17 protein-coding genes are annotated in these 18,527 nt (G+C 68.3%); all 17 read right to left on the bottom strand.

The annotated features are described in order from the left end of the window. Complete coding sequence (locus tag B4M62_RS04280; RefSeq protein WP_290705636.1) at nucleotides 1-792, bottom strand: DivIVA domain-containing protein; 792 nt, start codon at nucleotides 790-792, stop codon at nucleotides 1-3. A gap of 251 nt (nucleotides 793-1,043) precedes the next feature. Beyond that, nucleotides 1,044-1,337 (bottom strand): YggT family protein, encoded by a 294-nt coding sequence (locus B4M62_RS04275; protein WP_290705633.1) that lies wholly within the window; start codon nucleotides 1,335-1,337, stop codon nucleotides 1,044-1,046. Nucleotides 1,338-1,394: 57 nt separating this feature from the next. After that, a complete protein-coding gene (locus tag B4M62_RS04270; RefSeq protein ID WP_290705630.1) occupies nucleotides 1,395-2,150 on the bottom strand; it encodes a cell division protein SepF in 756 nt (251 codons plus the stop codon). A gap of 144 nt (nucleotides 2,151-2,294) precedes the next feature. Next, nucleotides 2,295-3,005 carry a peptidoglycan editing factor PgeF gene (gene pgeF, locus B4M62_RS04265; RefSeq protein ID WP_290705627.1) on the bottom strand — a complete coding sequence of 237 codons (711 nt, stop codon included), beginning with the start codon at nucleotides 3,003-3,005 and terminating at the stop codon, nucleotides 2,295-2,297. Beyond that, complete coding sequence (gene ftsZ / locus B4M62_RS04260) at nucleotides 3,005-4,159, bottom strand: cell division protein FtsZ (RefSeq protein WP_290705624.1); 1,155 nt, start codon at nucleotides 4,157-4,159, stop codon at nucleotides 3,005-3,007. The genes pgeF and ftsZ overlap by 1 nt, the downstream gene beginning before the upstream one ends. A gap of 220 nt (nucleotides 4,160-4,379) precedes the next feature. Next, the gene (locus B4M62_RS04255; protein ID WP_290705621.1) at nucleotides 4,380-5,072 is read right to left on the bottom strand and encodes a cell division protein FtsQ/DivIB; all 693 of its coding nucleotides are present in this window, start codon (nucleotides 5,070-5,072) and stop codon (nucleotides 4,380-4,382) included. Further along, entirely contained in the window at nucleotides 5,069-6,544 is a 1,476-nt protein-coding gene (murC, locus tag B4M62_RS04250) for a UDP-N-acetylmuramate--L-alanine ligase (protein ID WP_290705618.1), read from the bottom strand. The genes B4M62_RS04255 and murC overlap by 4 nt, the downstream gene beginning before the upstream one ends. Before the next feature lie 25 nt (nucleotides 6,545-6,569). Continuing rightward, the gene (gene murG, locus B4M62_RS04245) at nucleotides 6,570-7,697 is read right to left on the bottom strand and encodes an undecaprenyldiphospho-muramoylpentapeptide beta-N-acetylglucosaminyltransferase (protein WP_290705615.1); all 1,128 of its coding nucleotides are present in this window, start codon (nucleotides 7,695-7,697) and stop codon (nucleotides 6,570-6,572) included. Further along, on the bottom strand, nucleotides 7,694-9,268 hold the full coding sequence (ftsW, locus tag B4M62_RS04240; RefSeq protein ID WP_290705612.1) for a putative lipid II flippase FtsW: 1,575 nt from the start codon (nucleotides 9,266-9,268) through the stop codon (nucleotides 7,694-7,696). The genes murG and ftsW overlap by 4 nt, the downstream gene beginning before the upstream one ends. Then, nucleotides 9,265-10,788: a UDP-N-acetylmuramoyl-L-alanine--D-glutamate ligase gene (murD, locus tag B4M62_RS04235; RefSeq protein WP_290705609.1), complete on the bottom strand. Its 1,524-nt coding sequence runs from the start codon at nucleotides 10,786-10,788 to the stop codon at nucleotides 9,265-9,267. Before murD ends, ftsW begins: the two co-directional genes overlap by 4 nt. Beyond that, nucleotides 10,781-11,881, bottom strand: coding sequence for a phospho-N-acetylmuramoyl-pentapeptide-transferase (mraY, locus tag B4M62_RS04230; RefSeq protein WP_290705807.1), 1,101 nt, complete (start codon nucleotides 11,879-11,881; stop codon nucleotides 10,781-10,783). The genes murD and mraY overlap by 8 nt, the downstream gene beginning before the upstream one ends. 114 nt (nucleotides 11,882-11,995) lie before the next feature. Further along, complete coding sequence (locus tag B4M62_RS04225) at nucleotides 11,996-12,508, bottom strand: UDP-N-acetylmuramoyl-tripeptide--D-alanyl-D-alanine ligase (RefSeq protein WP_290705606.1); 513 nt, start codon at nucleotides 12,506-12,508, stop codon at nucleotides 11,996-11,998. Next, nucleotides 12,505-14,088 carry a UDP-N-acetylmuramoyl-L-alanyl-D-glutamate--2,6-diaminopimelate ligase gene (locus B4M62_RS04220; RefSeq protein ID WP_290705603.1) on the bottom strand — a complete coding sequence of 528 codons (1,584 nt, stop codon included), beginning with the start codon at nucleotides 14,086-14,088 and terminating at the stop codon, nucleotides 12,505-12,507. The genes B4M62_RS04225 and B4M62_RS04220 overlap by 4 nt, the downstream gene beginning before the upstream one ends. A gap of 31 nt (nucleotides 14,089-14,119) precedes the next feature. After that, nucleotides 14,120-16,072 carry a peptidoglycan D,D-transpeptidase FtsI family protein gene (locus tag B4M62_RS04215; RefSeq protein WP_290705601.1) on the bottom strand — a complete coding sequence of 651 codons (1,953 nt, stop codon included), beginning with the start codon at nucleotides 16,070-16,072 and terminating at the stop codon, nucleotides 14,120-14,122. 21 nt (nucleotides 16,073-16,093) lie between these two features. After that, nucleotides 16,094-16,960: a hypothetical protein gene (locus B4M62_RS04210; RefSeq protein ID WP_290705598.1), complete on the bottom strand. Its 867-nt coding sequence runs from the start codon at nucleotides 16,958-16,960 to the stop codon at nucleotides 16,094-16,096. Then, nucleotides 16,957-17,964 carry a 16S rRNA (cytosine(1402)-N(4))-methyltransferase RsmH gene (gene rsmH, locus B4M62_RS04205; protein WP_290705595.1) on the bottom strand — a complete coding sequence of 336 codons (1,008 nt, stop codon included), beginning with the start codon at nucleotides 17,962-17,964 and terminating at the stop codon, nucleotides 16,957-16,959. Before rsmH ends, B4M62_RS04210 begins: the two co-directional genes overlap by 4 nt. Before the next feature lie 152 nt (nucleotides 17,965-18,116). Next, nucleotides 18,117-18,527: division/cell wall cluster transcriptional repressor MraZ (gene mraZ / locus B4M62_RS04200; protein WP_290705592.1), on the bottom strand; the 411-nt coding region annotated here is incomplete at its 5' end.

Below are 18,527 nucleotides of genomic sequence, written 5' to 3'. Positions count from 1 at the left end.
TCAGCCCAACTCGTTGCCCGGGTAGCCCCCGGAATCGGCGATAGCCTCACGACCACCATCGACCGGCGCGGCACTCCCGCGCTGGTCAAGTTCCTCCAGCTGCGACTCCAGGTAGGTCTTCAGCCGGGTCCGATACTCGCGTTCATAGGTCTTGAGTTGCTCAATACGCCCCTCAAGCAGTCCGCGCTGCTGGCTGAACATCGCCTGGAATTCGCTGTGTTTGCGCTGCGCATCGGCTTCCATCGCATCCGCACGCTCGGCAGCCTGGCGCAACTGAGCCTCCGAGCGGGTTTGTGCATCGGCCAGGATGGCTTCGGCGCGCTGCCGGGCATCGACGAAGATTCCGTCGGCTTTAGCCTGCGCGTCGGCGACGATGGCGTCGGCACGATTGCGCGCGTCGCCCAGTACGCTTTCCGACTCCGTCCGGGCCGTGGCGGTGAGCCGGTCGGCCGTGTCCTGCGCGAGCGCGAGGACCCGGGCTGCGCGGGCATTGGCGTCGTCGTCACTGACCACGGCGGGCCGCGGCGGCTCCGGGGCAGCATAGACCGGGACCGGCGCGGGGGCGAGCGGGGCCTGGACGGGGGCGGGACCACCAGCGGCCCGGGCGTGCGCGACCTCAGACTCGAGCTCCTCCACGCGCGTGGAGAGCTCGTTGTTCTCGCTGATGAGTCGGGCGAGTTCTGCCCCGACGAAGTCTAGGAACTGATCGACCTCGTCCTCGTTGTAACCGCGCTTGCCGATTGGCGGTTTACTGAACGCGACATTGTGCACATCAGCCGGTGTCAACCGCATGGCTCATTCCCCTTACATCCGTGTCGAAGGCGAGTCTCGCCTCAACGTCCTCGTGGCTGTTGCCCATCGAACGTCTCTCACGACGCTCCATCAACAACTGGCAGTCCTGCCACTAGCGCACCATCCTGTCACAAACCTCCCGCTGGTCGCACCGGCCCGAGATGGTCTCGCAACACAACGGTCGCCTGACATTGACATTGCGTCCCTAGCCACCCTAGTCCAATCTCATTCCGACCAGTGGGTTAGCCCGTTCAGCCCGCAGCCAGGCCCATCACGATCTGCCGGGCGATCAGCACCACAATAAGGGCGATCATCAGCGACAAATCCAGCCGCACCGCACCGATGTTGAGCGGTGGAATCACCCGGCGCAGCAATTTAATCGGCGGATCTGTGAGGGTGAAGATCACTTCTACGACGACGACGACGGCCCCCTTGGGCCGCCAGTCTCGGGCGAAGGAGCGCACCAGCTCGAGTATCAGTCGCGCGAGCAGCAGCATCCAGTACACCCAGAGCAGATAGCCGACGACGGTGAGGAAAACGGTCACAGGGACACTCTGCCGCAAATCCGCCGCCGGGACACTTCCGGGGTCGGTGCGGCGCGATTAGGAGTGACTGTAGAAGCCGGTCTCGGCGATCCGTCGACGGTCCTCCGGCGAGACGTCGATATCGGCTGGTGCCAGCAGAAAGACCTTCGTCGCAACCTTGTCGAAGGAGCCGCGCAATGCGAAGGCGAGGCCCGCGGCGAAGTCGACGAGGCGCTTGGCATCGGCGTTGCTCATATCCACCAGGTCCATGATCACCGGGTTGCCGTTGCGAAACCGCTCGCCGATTGTGCGGGCCTCGCTGTAACTCGACGGGCGCAGCGTGGTGATCTTCTGTCCGTCGCCGCCCACCCCGTCCAAATCGGCGTCGTGACCCGCTGCCGCCGATGCCCCCACCGCGCGCAGCGTCGCGCCGGCCGAACGCTGCAAGGGCTCGAGCCGGGCAGCGCCGCGCGGCTCGCCCCGCGTTGCACCGGTGTAGACATATCCGCCGTTGCCGACGGCGGCGTAGTCTCGCTCGTCCTCGTCGTAGCGACTCGACGTGCGCATTCGCTCGCGGCGCAGGTCGCCTTCGTCTCCGTAGCGGCCAGCATGGTGCTGATTGCCGCCGAACCCATCAGCGCCATAGGGTTCGTCACCGTAGGAATCGCCGTAGCCACCACCGTCGCGGTAGGAGTCCTGGCGGTACCGATCGTCGTAGTCGCCACGTCCACGCACCCGGCGCACCGCTCCGGTCCCGTCATCGAGGTAGTCGTCCTCGTACTCGCTCGGCGGAACCATGCCGAAATAGGCCTTGAACTTCTGCATCGTGGTCATCTCGGGCCTCTCTGTTGGTCGGCGACGACGGTCCGCGTCACGATTGTGATTGATGTTTCTCGTGTGACCAAAGTGATCTGTTGTTGTTGCCTACCGTAGCCCTCGCCACTGGCCCCCGCCCGGCACGACACGCAAGCAATTCCATCAGTGCGCCTCCCGCCAGATCACTGACGCCAACCGTCCGGTTGGCGCACCCCGGCGATGACTGAACAGCCGCTCATCGGCAATCGTGCACCGAGGGTCAACGGCGATCGCGGTGACCCCGGCTGCAGCGAGTTGTCGCGTGATTCCGGCCCGCAGGTCGAGCCCGATCGTATTGGCGCCGGTGCGGCACATGCTCCCCGGCAGCCGCGCCTCCACGTCGCGCGCCATGTCCGGCGGCACTTCGTACAAGTGTCCGGACGCGGCCGGCCCCAGGAGTGCGCTGATCCGCGCCGGATCGGCGCCCAGTCCGACCATGACGCGCAGCGCTTCGGCCACAATGCCGTTGCGGGCCCCGATCCGGCCCGCGTGCACCGCACCAATCACCCCGGCCTCATCGTCGCTGAGTAGCACCGGCACACAGTCGGCGGTCAGCACCGCCAGTGCCAGATTCGGGGCTGCGGTGACCAATCCGTCGGTCGCCGGCACGGGCCCGTCGACGGGCCCGTCGACGACGGTGATCGTCGGGCTGTGGATCTGCTCCATCCACACCACCCGCTCATCGGGCAGGCCCACGTGCCGGGCCAGGCGGGAGCGATTGGCCGCGACCGCCTGCGGATCGTCACCCACGTGGTCGCCCAGGTTGAATGAGTCGTACGGCGCAACCGATACGCCCCCCTCCCGGGTGGTCACCACCCGGCGAACGACTCCCATCACTTCATGAAGTCGGGGACATCGACGTCGTCGTCGTCGAGGCGCACCGCATTGGGGCGCATCTCGTCGCTGCGCTGGACCGCCGGATTGGCGTCGAACCCGCCACTGAAGATCGACTCCCCCACAGCGGGCGAGTTGACCTTCCCGGCCTGACCGGCGGCGACGCCGGTATGCCCAACCGCCGGAGCATCGGTGCGCCGACGCGGTGCGCCGCCGTCGAACCCGGCCGCGATCACTGTGACGCGCACCTCGTCACCGAGGTTGTCGTCGATCACGGTGCCGAAGATGATGTTCGCGTCCTCGTGGGCGGCCTCCTGGACTTGAGTCGCCGCGTTGTGGATCTCGAACAGACCGAGGTCTGACCCGCCCGCGATCGAGATCAGCACGCCGCGCGCACCCTCCATGGAGGCCTCGAGCAGAGGTGAGTTGATCGCAAGCTCGGCCGCCTTCTTGGCACGCTCCTCGCCGCGTGCCGACCCGATGCCCATCAACGCGCTGCCGGCATCGCTCATCACGCCTTTGACATCGGCGAAGTCCACATTGATGAGGCCCGGTGTGGTGATCAGATCGGTGATGCCCTGGACACCGTTGAGGAGCACCTCATCGGCACTACGGAACGCGTCCATCAGACTCACGTTCGCGTCGCCGAGCTGCAGCAACCGGTCGTTGGGGATGACGATCAGGGTGTCGCAGGACTCCCGCAGCGACGTGATCCCGGCGTCGGCCTGACCACTGCGCCGCTTGCCCTCGAACGCGAAGGGGCGGGTGACGACACCGACCGTCAGCGCTCCGAGTTTGCGGGCGATCGACGCCACCACCGGCGCACCGCCCGTCCCGGTGCCGCCGCCCTCTCCTGCGGTCACGAAGACCATGTCGGCGCCCTTGAGGAGCTCCTCGATATCGTCTCGGTTGTCCTCGGTCGCCCGGCGACCCACCTCGGGATCGGCGCCGGCACCCAGCCCCCGCGTCGAGTCACGGCCGACGTCGAGCTTCACGTCGGCATCACTCATCAGCAGTGCCTGCGCGTCCGTGTTGATGGCGATGAACTCGACGCCCTTGAGACCCTGCTCGATCATCCGGTTGACGGCGTTGACGCCACCACCGCCGATGCCGACGACTTTGATCACGGCGAGGTAGTTGTGCGGTGGCGTCATGACGACTCGCCCTTCTAGGAAAAACTCTAAACCTGAACCATAGATGTAGAGTTATGTCAAGTACTGAACTTTCACTGGGCCACGCTAGGCACTGCCGCGTGCCCGGGCCAGCATCGCCGCGGCGTGTCGCAAACTTCTCTCACCGATTAACTCCCGTCACACCCTCCACGCCTGTTCAGTGACGTGCACCAGGAATGCGGCGTCCGATGTGCCCGATCCCCTAGCGGTACGACGGGTAGTCAGGGCTCGATACGTTATAGAGGGTTCCCCGGCGGGTAATGATGGCCCGCCACGCGACGGCCTTGTCGTCGGCACGCGTCGAGTCACCCCACACCACGGTGGCCCCGTTCTTCAGCCGGAAACTCAGATCTACCGGCGATTGGGCCTCCACCGCAACCACCGAGGCCCGCAAGTCCGGCGGAAGGCCTGCGACAACACCCAGCGCCGCTGTCGTCGCCGGGTCCGTCGGCCCCGGGCTGGGCGTCGACAACAGCGGCAGCCCGGCCACGCCGGGGGGCACCGCAACCCCCCGATCATAGTGCCGATACGACACGCCGAGGCGGTCAAGCACGTGGACCGCGCGATCGGTCTCCACCCGTACGACCGGCCTGCGCTCGACAACGATCACCTCGATCGCCGACGGGTATTGCCGCCTAACCCGAGCCGTCTCCACCGCCGCGATCGCGGCCACCCGGTGGGCCGCCTGCGCCGTGTTGACCTGGAGCAACGGGCGCCCCTTGGGGACCTGCGCGGCCGCCACCACCTGGTCCGCGGTCAACGTCGACCCCGACTCGAGTCCGTGGACCGACACGGCGCGGACCGACATCAGCGGGGTGAAGTACGCGACTGCCGCCAGTCCTGCCACCAGCGCGACCACCGCCACGACGACCGGCCAGCGACGGGCAGGACTCACCCCCGGCCGCCCAGCGCCGCGAGTATCTCCGGACCCTGCATCGTGATATCGCCCGCCCCCAGCGTAAGAACGAGGTCGCCGGGTTTGGCGATCGCCGCGACGGCCGGAACCAGGTCAGACATATCGGGCACGAACTGTGCCGGGCCAGTCATCTGCTCGGTGATCAATCGACCACTCACCCCCGGCATCGGCTCTTCCCGTGCGCCGAACACCTCGGCGACAACCGCTTCGTCCGCGAGGTCGAGCGCGCCGGCGAAGTCCCCGGCGAACTCCAGCGTTCGGGAATACAGGTGTGGCTGGAACACCGCGATCACCCGCCCGCCGCCTGCCGCGGCGCGCGCGGCCGACAACACTGCGCGAACTTCCGTCGGGTGGTGGGCGTAGTCGTCGTAGACCCGGACCCCGCCCGCGCTGCCACGGTATTCGAACCTTCGCCGGACCCCGGAAAACTCGGCGATTCCGGCCGCCACCGCAGTCAGCGGGATCGACTTATCCACGACCGCAAAGTCGGCCAGGACGGCGGCCAGCGCGTTGAGGGCCATGTGGACTCCCGGCATCGGGGTGACCAGCGTCAACTCGACGGCCTCGTCGACGAGTGGCGGGTGCAGCCGCACCCGGCTACGGCCCCCCGTGGGATCGCTGGTGAACTCCACCAACTCGGCCAACAGGTGGTCGGGCCGATCCGCCGAATCGCCGGATTGATGGCCGTAGCCCCACACGGCCACGCCGGTGGCGGCCAGGGCGTCACCACTCCGCTCCAGCAGTGCGCGCACGCCGGGGTCGTCGACGCAGGCGACCACCACACCGCCCCGGTCGACTCCGCGGACGAACTCATCGAAGACGGCGACATAGGCATCCACGCTGCCGAAGAAGTCGAGATGGTCGGCTTCGATGTTGGTGATCACGACCACCGAAGCGGGATACTCCAGCAGCGAGCCGTCGCTTTCGTCGGCTTCGGCGACGAACACCTCGCCACTCCCGTGATGGGCATTCGTCCCCGATTCATTGAGCTCACCGCCCACTGCGAAAGACGGGTCCGCCCCACAGTGCTGGAGCGCGGCCACCGCCATCGACGTCGTCGACGTCTTCCCATGCGTGCCGGCGACAAGCAACGTTCGATAGCCCGCCATCAGCGTCGCCAGCACGGCCGGGCGCATCACCACGTCGATGCCGCGCCTGCGCGCCTCAACCAGTTCCGGGTTCGAGTCGGGGATCGCCGCTCGCGTGCTCACAACGACAGTGGGTCCGCCCGGCAGCGCATCGATGGCCGCCGGGTCGTGGCCGATGGCCACTACCGCTCCGCGCGTGCGCAGCGCCAGGACGCTGCGGCCCTCCTTGGCGTCGGACCCCGAAACCTGGCCTCCCCGCGCCAGCAGGATGCGCGCCAGACCGGACATGCCGGCGCCGCCGATACCAACCATGTGGACCCGCTTCAGGTGTGCCGGCAATGCTGCCGATTCGATCTCCGCCATTGAACGTCTCGGTCCTCTCGTCTGGCTACAAGTCTGCCCCGCGGTGGGCGGCGGCGAGTGCCAGGGCCACCGCCGCGACGCGATTGGCGGCATCGCGGTGCCCGCCCACGGCCGCCTTCTCTGCCATCTGGGCCAGGCGCGGCGCATCGGCCAGCAGCGCGGGAACCTCACGAGCCACCCATTCGGACGTCATCTCGCCGTCGGGAACCAACAGCCCCCCGCCGGCATCGACGACGGGGAGAGCGTTGAGCTCCTGCTCACCATTGCCGTGCGGAAGCGGAACATAGACGGCCGGCAGTCCCGTCGCCGATACCTCGGCCACCGTCATCGCACCGGCCCGACAGATCACCAGATCGGCCGCGGCGTAAGCCAAATCCATCCGCTTGAGGTAGCCGACGCCAATGTACGGCGGAGCGCCCGCGGGCCGCGCCGGGGAGATCTCATTCTTGGGCCCATAGGCATGCAGGACGCCGATCCCCGCCTCCCCGAGCGCCCAGGACGCACCGGTGACGGCGTCGTTCAGCCGCAGTGCGCCTTGCGATCCACCGAACACGAGCAGTGTGGGCGCTGACTCGTCGAGACCGAAATAATGGCGGGCCTTGGCACGCGCGGCCCCTCGGTCCAAACCCGCCAGACTGCCGCGGACCGGGATCCCGACGACTTCGGCGCCGGGGAGTCCACAATCCGGCGTCGCGGCCAGCACCCGGTCGGCCCACCGCGCCCCGACCTTGTTGGCGATCCCGGCACTGGCGTTGGCCTCGTGAATCACCAGCGGGATCCGGGTGCGCCTGCGCAGGTGACCGCGCGCGCCGAGATACGCCGGCAGCGCGACATACCCACCGAATCCAATCACCACATCGGCCTGGACCTCGGCCAGGACTTTGCGGGTCGCCAGCACCGAGCGCATCAGCCGGGCCGGGGTGCGGACAAGGTCGAGCCCCATTTCCCGCGGCAGCGGGGCCGGCGGAATCAGCCGCAGATCATATCCGCGCTCGGGCACGATGGTGGTCTCCAGCCCCTTCGCGGTGCCCAGCGCGGTGATCCGTGCGCCCGGGTCGATCGCCGCAACCGCGTCGGCGACGGCCATCGCCGGCTCAATGTGGCCGGCCGTGCCGCCACCGGCCACCACGACCGACAATGAACGCTGACTCATCGCCCTCCGTTCCATCCCCGGCGTCGTGTGCCGGCACCGGCTTCCGACCGCGGCCACTGCTGCCGATCACGATCGGACCGGACCGGTGACCCGGTCTCCGTGAGGCGCGGGCGAGCGCCGACCGAACGACCGCCGGCCGCGATGGGCCGCGCCGGGCGCGCCGCTGCACGACGACGGGCAACCGGTTCCGAGCGCCGCGGGCGACCGGCCATCCGGTCGCGCAGCTTTTCCGCCCGGCTCGGCCGATAGGCCACGGGAGCGGGCAGTCGCCACATCCGGGCACGCCAGCCCACCGGGCTGGCGTGCGCAAGTGCGGTGACCGATTCCGGTTCGTGACGTGCGGCGTTGGCCATCAGACCCAGCATGGCCAGCATGGTCAGCGTCGACGTACCGCCGGCCGACACCAGCGGAAGCTGGATGCCGGTGACTGGCAGAAGGCCGACCACGTACCCGATGTTGATGATCGCCTGCGCGGTGATCAACACCGTGATCGTCGAGGTCATCAGCTTGAGGAAAGGGTCCTCCGACCGCAGGGCGATCCGCATTCCGATGAGCATCAGGCCGACGAACAACGCGATGACGACGAAGGCCCCGATGAGTCCCAGCTCCTCGCCGACGATCGCGAAGATGAAGTCGTTGTGCGCATTCGGCAGATAGTTCCACTTGGCGCGGCTCTGACCCAGCCCGACACCGAACACACCGCCGTTCGCCAGTGCATACAAGGCCTGCCGCGCTTGGTACCCGGCCCCTTGGGGGTCGTTGATCGCGCCGATGAAGCTTCGGACACGCTCAGATCGGTACCCCTCAATCAGAGCCAGGCCCAGCGCGATCATCGCACCGACCACCACGAAGCTCGCGAAGACGCGCCACGGCAGTCCGGCGAACCACAGGAGGGCGGCCACGATGATGGCGATGGTGATGGTCGTCGAGAGGTTCGGCTCCAAGAGAATCAGCAGACAGATGAGGGCGGCCACCGGGATGAGCGGCACCAGCAACTCGGTGAGACTGACGCCGTCGCGCCGGCGGGAGGCCAGCAGGTGGGCACCCCACACGCAAAGTGCCACTTTGACCAACTCGGATGGCTGTACCGAGAGCCCGTATACGACGAACCAGCGGCGTGCGCCCTGACTGAGCGTGCCCACTCCCGGGATGAGGACCAGTGCCAGCAGGATAGTCGTCACCACGATCATCGGACCGGCGGCGCGGCGCAGCAGCCGCACCGGCAGCCGAACAGTCACCGAGAACACCACGAGGCCCAGCAGCGCGAAGATCACCTGCGTGGTGAACAGGCTGTACGCGGAGCCTTCCTTCGAATAGCCCTCAACCGAGGAGGCCGACAGGACCATGACCAGCCCCAGCACGGTGAGCACCAATGCCATCCCGACGACCAGGTGAAAGGAAGCGGTCGGACGGGCGAGCAGGCTGCGCACCGCGTCGGCGATCACCCTGGGCCAGGCCAGCAACGACTCCTGCTGCTGCGAGCCAGCCCGATTCGACTCGCCTTCAGTGTCTTTCTTCTGAGTTGCCTTCTCCTGAGTTGCCTTCTTCGGTGAGGTCGCCGCCGTCGTCATCGCGGGTCCCCGGCCACTACGGCGGCGGCCGCAGTGAACGCATCGCCCCGAGCGGCGTAGCTGTCGAACATGTCGAGGGAGGCCGCGGCCGGCGCGAGGAGAACCGCTTCAACGTCGCCGTCGACACGGGCGATCTCCCATGCCTGGCGTACCGCCGCAGCCATCACCGCAACCGCGTTCGCCCGGTCAGTGCCCGCCTCTCCGGAGGAGAAGTCGGGGGTCGGCAGCAGCTTCTCAACAGTCACCCGCCCATCGTCCCTTGTGAATACTGTGACTGTTGGGACTTCTGGGGCGTGTCGCGCGATCGCACGGACAATCTCGTCGCGATCGCGTCCAATCACTACCAGCCCGGCCAACCGACCCCGCGCACCCTCGATCATCTCGTCGACCGATGCACCCTTGAGCAGGCCGCCAACGATCAGTACCACGCGGCGCCGGGCCGCGATCGCCGCCGCAGCCGCATGCGGATTCGTCGCCTTCGAGTCGTCGATAAACGCCACCGGCCGGCCCGACTCCCCGATGCACTCGGCGACCTGCTCGCCGCGGTGCCCCGCCGGCACAAAACCCGCCAGTCCCGCAGCAATTGCGGGTACCGGGATGTCGATCGCCAGCGCGAGTGCCGCCGCGGCCAGCGCGTCGGCCCGCCCAGACGGCCCCACGGGATGGATGCAATCCACTTCCACGAGGTCCCGGCGGACACCGAAGGCGCGGTCGACGAGCATGCCCCCGGCGACGCCGAGCTCGCCATCGGCCGGCTCGCCGAGGGTGAAGACCACGCGCCTGGACGCCTCGCCAACCCGAAGGTGCGCCGCAATCGGATCATCGCCGCCGACCACCGCGACCCGCCCGCGCAGCGCACCCGCCTTCGCCGCGCTGTATGCGGCCATCCCGCCATGCCAATCGAGGTGGTCCTGCGCCACATTGAGAACGACACCGGCCGCCGGGACCAGTGATGGTGCCCAGTGCAATTGAAACGACGACGCCTCGACGCAAAGCACGTCGACCCGCGGGGTCCGCACCAGGATGTCCAGGACCGGGGTCCCATAGTTTCCGCCTGCCGCGACGGTCCGCCCGGCGGCGGCCACGATCGACTCGAGCATTGCGGTGGTCGTCGTCTTCCCGTTGGTGCCGGTGACGACCAACCAGGTCCGCGGCGGGCCCGTCACACCACTGCGATCGACCCACCAGGCCAACTCGACTTCCCCCCACACCGGAACACCGGCGGCCCGCGCTACCGCCACCACCGGATGGTCCGGGGCGAACCCCGGGGATACGACGAGCAGTCGCACACCCCCCCACAACGCGGCATCGGCGACCGCCTCGTCGACGCCGACCCTGTCCAGCCCGCCGCCGGACTCGGCGGCACCGAACGCGGAATCGACCACCGTGACACGCGCACCCACCGAACGCAGATAGCCCGCCGCCGAACGCCCCGCGGTGCCGAACCCGGCGACCACGACGTCCGTGCCGCCCAACCCGGCTACGAGTTCGGCGGCACGCTCATCGCCGTGGCTAGCCACCGAAATTCTTGAACTCGCTGTAGAACAGCGACAGACCCAATCCGATGGAGACTGCCGTCAGCAGCCAGAACCGGATGATGACCGTGGTCTCGGCCCACCCGCCCAACTCGAAATGGTGATGGAAGGGCGCCATGCGGAAGAGTCGGCGCCCCGATGTCCGGAACACCAGGATCTGCAGGACCACCGAAACCATCTCGGCGACGAACAGCGCGCCGAGGACCACCGCGACCAATTCGGTGCGGGTCACGATCGACAGCCCCGCCAGCAGGCCACCGAGGGCCAATGAACCAGTGTCGCCCATGAAGATCTTCGCCGGAGCGGCGTTCCACCACAGGAATCCCAGACAGGCCGCACCACCGGCCGTGGCCAGAATGGTCAGATCGAGTGGATCACGCACCGCGTAGCAGCCCGGCGCCGACGCCACTCCCGCCGCGCCACCCTGGCAGGCGTTCCGATACTGCCAGTAGGTGATCAGGACGTAGGAACCCAGGACCATCGCCATGGAGCCCGCGGCCAGCCCGTCGAGCCCGTCGGTGAAGTTCACCGCGTTGGACCATGCGGCGACGACGAACCAAACGAAGAGGACGAACACGACGCCACCGAGACCGGCCAGCGTGATCGAGCTGATATCGCGCGCGTAGGAAAGGTGTTCACTGGCCGGGGTGTAGCCGTACTCGTTGCGGAACCGGAGTACGAGCACCCCGAACAGGATTGCGGCAACAGCCTGGCCCACCGATTTCGCCGTCTTGTTCAGACCGAGGTTGCGATGCTTGCGGACCTTGATGATGTCATCGAGGAAGCCGACGATCGCCAGCATCACCGCCAAACCCAGTACGAGCAACCCCGACGCCGTCGGCCCCGAGCCGTCTAGGAGGTATCCGGTGATGTGAGCGCAGAAGTAGCCGGCGACCAGTCCGGCGACGATGGCCACACCGCCCATCGACGGCGTTCCCCGTTTGGTCTGGTGGCTCTCCGGCCCCTCGACACGGATCTCCTGCCCGAACCCCTGCTTGGTGAACACCCTGATCAGCACCGGCGTCAAGCCGATCGAGACAACGAGGGCGACCGCCCCCGCCACCAGAATCTGCGTCACGTCATGCGTCACATCTGCTCCATCCCGCTCAACTAATCCCAGTCCCTTCCGTCCCCGGGTGCCCCGCTCCGCCTAACGGCGCGGGACCGGCACACCCACCATCCAACCGTGTCGTCAGATCCGCCGGACCACCAGGTCCCGCTCGGCCAACACGGCGAGCACCGCAGTCCGATCCCACCCGCCGACCAGGGCGATCACATCACCGCCCGACGGCGCCGGCTCACCCGGGTCTCGCCACCGGAGCGCGAGTTCCTCGGCGGTCCCGACCAGGTTGGCCTCGTCGCCCCACGATCCCTCCATAACCGCGCCCTGGTGCGCCGCTCGGACCGGCCGTGAGTCACCGATGCAGACGATCTTGTCGACGGCGAGCCGCACCGCGGCACGCCCGAGAAGGTCATGGTCGATGACGCGACGGTCCACCTCTGATTCGTCGGCCAACTCGCCGAGCACCAACCACGTGCGCGCGGCACCGGGCGCCCCTCGATGGGTGCTGCCGGCGCCGGTATCGGCGGCTATCTCCACCAACCGACGCAGCACCGCCCTGCCCTCGGCAATCGATGTGGCCCCGGCGCTGTCGATCACCGTGATCTCGTCAGAACCGGGCCGGGGATCGGCGCCGACGCTCATCGGGAGCCCTCGTCCCGCCGGCTCATCAGGTCTGCCAACGCATTCCCCAACACCACCCGATCGTCGAAATCGTGCTTGACGCCATTGATCTCCTGGCCGGCCTCGTGGCCCTTGCCCGCGATCAGGACGACATCGCCGGACCGGGCCCATGCCACCGCGGCGGCAATCGCCTCGGCCCGGCCGGCGGTCTCGCGGATCTCGGCGGCACGACGCTGCCCGTCACCGACCGCCCGGGCACCCGCCGCCACCGCGGCGCGAATCGTAGCCGGGTCCTCGGTTCGCGGATTGTCGTCGGTCACTATCACCAGATCGGCGCCGCGCGCGGCCGCGGCTCCCATCTGCGCCCGCTTCCCCCGGTCCCGGTCGCCCCCCGCGCCGAGGACGACGGCGATCCGCCCCGCGGATTCGGCGCCCAGCGTCGCGAGCACCGCCTCGACCGCGGCCGGCTTGTGGGCGTAGTCGACTACGGCCAGGAAGTCCTGCCCGGCCTGCACTGGTTCCAGTCGACCGGGCACCACGACATCGGCGATTCCCGCGCAGGCTCGCCGCACGTCGACGCCCACAGCGGCGCACAGCGCGACCGCCAGCGCCGCGTTGGTCACGTTGTAGCGACCGGGGAGCGGAACCGACAGTGCGTGCTCGTCCCCGGAGGGTTCGAGGAGGGTCGCCGCCCCGTCACCGGTTGCCACCAGGGCCGTCCAGCGCCGGGCCGGCGCGTCGCCCGCCCGCTGCGACGGTAGGTCGACCGTCGCAACCGTGACCGGATCGTCGGTGAGCGCCGCCATCCGCCGCCCCCACTCATCGTCGACGCAGATCACCGCGGTGGCGGCGGCCACTGGCGAATCTGGTGCGAACAACGCCGTCTTCGCTGCGAAGTAGTCCTCCATAGTCGGATGGAAGTCGAGGTGGTCCTGCGAGAGATTGGTGAATCCGCCGACGGCAAACGAAGTACCGGCCACCCGTCCGAGGGACAGCGCATGGCTGGAGACTTCCATGACGACCGTGTCGACGCCGCGCTCGACCATCGCCGCCAGCAAAGCCTGCAGGTCCGGAGCCTCCGGTGTCGTCAGCGAACTGGGCGCCACCACGCCGTTGATGCGGGTGGCCACGGTGCCGATGAGCCCCACCGACCGCCCGGCCGCCAACAAGGCCGCCTCCACCATGTACGCGGTCGTCGTCTTGCCCGAGGTACCGGTGATTCCGATGAGTGCCAACGCCGCACTCGGGTGGTGGAAGACGCGTGCGCTGAGGACGCCGAGCACCCTACGCGGATCCGGATGGATCAGGACGGCGACCGCGGACCGGCGCCGACCGGCCTGTTCCGCGATGAGGTCGGCGCCAGCCGGATCGGTGAGCACCGCGGTGGCGCCACGCCGGATCGCCTCCTCGGCGTAAGCCGCACCGTGGACCCGCAGACCGGGTAAGGCGGCGAACAGGTCACCGGGGCGCACGTGCTGCGCGCGCAGCGTGACCCCGGAGACCTCGCCGCCCTCTCCCCCGCTGACAGTGCCGATCAGCGCGGCAAGATCGGCGACCGGCGTCGGAACCACGTGCTCGGGACGGATCGAGTCAGTACCCATGGAGTGTCAATCTACCGGGCGCCGTCGACGGTCAGTCCGCCTCGAGCACCAAACGCGGCGCGGGCGGCGAGTATGGGACCCGGGACCGCTGCATCAACCAGCTCGCAATCGTGCCGAACAACGGGGCAGCCGACTGCCCACCGCTGCCGTCCGCACTGCGCTGCGGATTGTCGAGCATCAACCCGATCACGTAGCGGGGGCTATCCGCGGGAGCGATGCCCGCAAAGGTGATGTTGTAGCGCGAGTTCGAGTAGCAGTTGCACCGCGGATCGACCTGTTGCGCGGTCCCGGTCTTTCCAGAAATCTGGTAACCGGGCACCGCGGCCTGCGTTCCGGTGCCCCGCTGCCTCCCGGTCGGATCGTTCTGGACGACGCCGCGGAACATATCGCGGACCGTCCGGGCAGTCTCCGGCGAAACCACCGCCACCCCCTCGGGCACCGGCAAGGGCGACTCCCGGTGCCCGTCACGTGCCTCCGCAGCGATGACGCGCGGCGGAATGCGCACGCCGTCGTTGGCGATCGCCTGGTAGACCGACGTCATCTGCAGCAGGGTCATCGAGAGGCCCTGGCCGATCGGCAGGTTGGCGAACGAACCGCCCGACCACTGGGACAGTGCCGGTACCTGGCCCGGGCTCTCACCGGGAAGGCTGACGCCCGTGCGCTGTCCCAGCCCGAACGCGCTGACCATGTCGGCGAACCGCTTTTCGCCCACCTGCCGCGCAAGCATGAGCGTGCCGACGTTCGAGGACTTGCCGAAGATTCCGGTGGTGGTGAAGCGCTGGGCGTCGTGGGACCACGCGTCCTTGACCGTTACCCCGGCCATCCGGATGGAGCCGGGCACCAGGTGCGGCGCTTCGGGGGTGGTGACCCCGTACTGGATCGCGGCCGCGGCGGTAACGACCTTGTTCACCGAGCCTGGCTCGAATGGTGTGGTCACGGCCAGGTTGTCGAGGTTGGCGTCACGCTGTTCCGACAGCGGCCGCGACGCGTTGAATGTCGAATCGTTCGCCATCGCGAGAACCTCGCCGGTCTTGGCGTCCAAGACGACGGCCGCGACACGCTTCGCCCCGGAGGCTGCCTTTGCCGCATAGACCTGGCTCTGCACGAACCATTGGATATCTGAATCGAGGGTGAGCCGGATCGTCGCACCGTTGATCGCGGACGCAACGTTGCGAGCGCTGCCCGGGATGATTGCACCGTCCGAGCCGCGGTCGTAGGTCTTGGACCCATTCGTCCCGCCGAGCACCGAGTCCATCGACGACTCCAGGCCGATAAGGCCGTTGCCGTCGAAGTTGACATCGCCGACGACGTTGGCCGCCAGCGAGCCACCCGGGTAGAGGCGCAAGTTCTCCGGATCGGCACCGACTTCCGGGAAGTCCGCGACGATCCGGGCCGCCACATCGGTCGCCACCGAGCGTGCGAGGTACACGAACTTCTCCGAGCCGTTCAGCTTCGCCAGCAGATCGGCCTCGGAAATCGATCCGCCGAGCGCGGCCGAGACGCCTTTCGCTATTTCAGCGAATCTGGTTGCGGCGTCGGGCACCTTGGGGTCGCGGTGATGGGCGGCGTCGGCGGCGGTGCGCACCGCTTGCGGAAGGAACGTCAGCGCGCGGGCTTCGTCGGTGTAGGCCAGCGGGCGTCCGTTGCGATCCAGAATCGCTCCTCTGGTGGCCGTCAGGACCTGGGTGTACTCACGCTGAGCCGCCGCCGCCGCGGCGAGAGATCGTGACTCGACGGTGTGCACCACGACCAGTCGGCCGGCGATCGCGGTGACGGCAATCGCCACAAAGACCACGGCCCAGCGGGTGCGAACAGTGAACCGGTCAGGCCCCTTCTCACCCGTCTGGTGTCCGGTGCCGCCCGTCGGCGGACGGCGCGAACCGCCCGCCGCCGACGGGTTCGTACGCGTGAACCCCCGGCCCTCCACCGGAGTCCCCGGCCGACCCCGACGGGGAGCTCGGAGGTGAAAAGCGGCGCGCGTCATGATTCTCAATCATTCCCGTCACTACGAGTTGCGCCGAGGATTTGTCCTCGGCGCGCCGCGAGTAGCCGCGTCGGATTGGGGTAGCACATTGGGCGTCGCCTCGGTCGGCGCCGGCGTATTCGCCTGTTGCCCCGGTGTCTGTATTTGTCCCGGTGCCTGTGCTTGTCCCTGGTCATCAGGCCGGCTCGGGTTCGACGGCGGCGGCGCACCCACCGGCGGCCCTGGATCGGGCTGCGACGCCGGATCGGCCCCCGGAAGACCCGTCGAGTCCTCGACCTTGTTCGCATCGATATGACGCAGCGCCTCGTCAATGGGCTTCGGGTTGATCGAGCGCGGCGCGCGTCCCGCTGCCGGCGCCGGGGTGCCCCGCACGTTCACCCGCCCGTTGTCACCGACGACCAGGCGGGCCGAGTTGCGGGCCGGGACAAGTCCGAGCCGGGCTGCCTTGTCCGACAGCTCCGGTGCCGAATCGGCGGACTCGTACGTCCGTTTGAGCGCGTCACGCTTGTCGACCAGCGACTGGTGCGCCACTTTGGCGACGGTGAGTTCGTACGAATCTTGCGCAGCGCGGGTGGACAGCCACAGGGTGGCGATCAGGCCGGCTGCGACTAGACCGATAACGGGTACCGCGAACGGCATGGACCGGATCTGCGCGATGAGGCCCGGGCGTTGCACCTGCGGTCGGATCCGCCCGCGCTTGCCCGGCTGTTCGGGCTTGCGCGCCTCCCGCGCGAGACGCGCGGCGCGGCGGTCGACGGCACGTTGCGCGGCGCGCGACCTGCTCGCGCGGTGCACCGCACCGGCCCCAGCGCGCCGCTGGCGCGGCGCATCGATCACCGACAGCTCACCAGTCGGCACTGCCGCCGATTCCCCCGAAATGCGCATCATTGCACTCCCCCCTCCGCCCCGTCGGGCGCGATTCGTTCAATGGCGCGGACCCGTGCGGGGGCCGAGCGTGGATTGGCGTCGATCTCGGTCTCCGTCGCCTGCTCGGCTCCGCGGGTGACCAAGGTGAAGCGCGGGGCGGTGCCCGGCAACTCCACCGGCAGACCCGCCGGAGAACTCGACCGGCAGCGCTGGGCGAACTCGCGCTTGACGATGCGATCCTCCAGCGATTGGTAGCTCATCACCACCGTTCGCCCACCGATCGTCAGCGCATCGAGAGCGCCCGGCAGGGCTGCCCGAAGCGAATCGAGCTCGCCGTTAACCTCGATACGCAGCGCCTGGAAGGTGCGCTTCGCCGGATGACCACCCGTCCGGCGAGTGGCGGCCGGAATTGTCGCGTACAGCAACTCCACCAACCGTGCACTTGTGGTGAACGGACGTTCGCGCCTCGCTGCCACCACCGCCGAGGCGATTCTTCCGGCGAAGCGCTCTTCGCCGTAGTCGCTGAGTACCCGGGCCAGATCACCGTGCGAATAGGTGTTGAGCACGTCGGCCGCGGTCAGGGTGTCCTCGGGGTTCATCCGCATGTCCAGCGGCGCATCGACGGAGTAGGCGAATCCACGATTGCGCTGGTCGAGTTGCATTGACGACACACCGAGGTCGAAGAGCACTCCGTCGACCTCGGTGAGGCTTCGACCGAGGCCGGTGGGTGCCTGCAGGACCCGGTCGAGTTCGTCGTATCGACCGGCGTTGACCGAAGCGCGACTGCCGAACGATGCGAGTCGGTCGGCCGCTGCTTCGCGGGCAGCGCCGTCCCGATCGATGCCGACCACAGTCAGGTCGGTAAAGGTCGCGAGGAGCAATTCGGCGTGGCCACCGGCGCCGAGTGTCGCATCAACCACCACCGCCCCCACCCCGGTGGGGCTCCGCCGCGTCACCGCGGGCGCCAGCAGGTCGATGATCCGATCCGCCATTACCGGGATATGCCCGTGATCACCGCCGCTCATCGCGCGCCCTTCTCGTGTAGCCGGACAGCTGGAGTGGATGAACCGGGGTCCCCGCCCGATCGCGAACCTGGCGCTGGGGAAGTGCGTCAGGGTCGGATCGGGCGCAGGCCTCGTCTCACCCACGATGGCGGTCACGGGGCTCATTCGGTTGTCTAGAGCAGGGCCTCAAAGGCGTCCGAGCCCGCTGCGGAAAAGTCCTCCTCGTGCTCGGACTGGTATGCCCCCCACGTCTGGGCGTCCCAGATCTCGAGGTGGTCGAAGCTGCCGATCACCACGCAGTCCTTGGTCAGCCCCGCATAGTTCCGATGGTCGGGCGACAGGGTGATACGACCCTGCCCGTCGGGCCGCTGCTCATCGGCGCTGGCGAAGAAGTACCGCTGATACGCGCGGGCCTGCGGGTTGTTGCGCGAGGCAGCTTTGGTCCGCTCCGCAAGCACATCGAAATCGTCGAGGCGATAGACGGCGAGGCTGTTGTCCTGGTTGCGAGTGACCATCACCCCTCCTGCCAATGCGTCCCGAAATTTTGCGGGCAGTGTCAGCCGCCCCTTGTCGTCCAGTTTCGG

The organism is Gordonia sp. UBA5067, from assembly GCF_002414845.1.
Classification (GTDB): Bacteria; Actinomycetota; Actinomycetes; order Mycobacteriales; family Mycobacteriaceae; genus Gordonia; species Gordonia defluvii.
The sequence above is the reverse complement of the archived record's forward strand: the minus strand, read 5'-3'. Positions and strand labels throughout refer to the sequence as shown.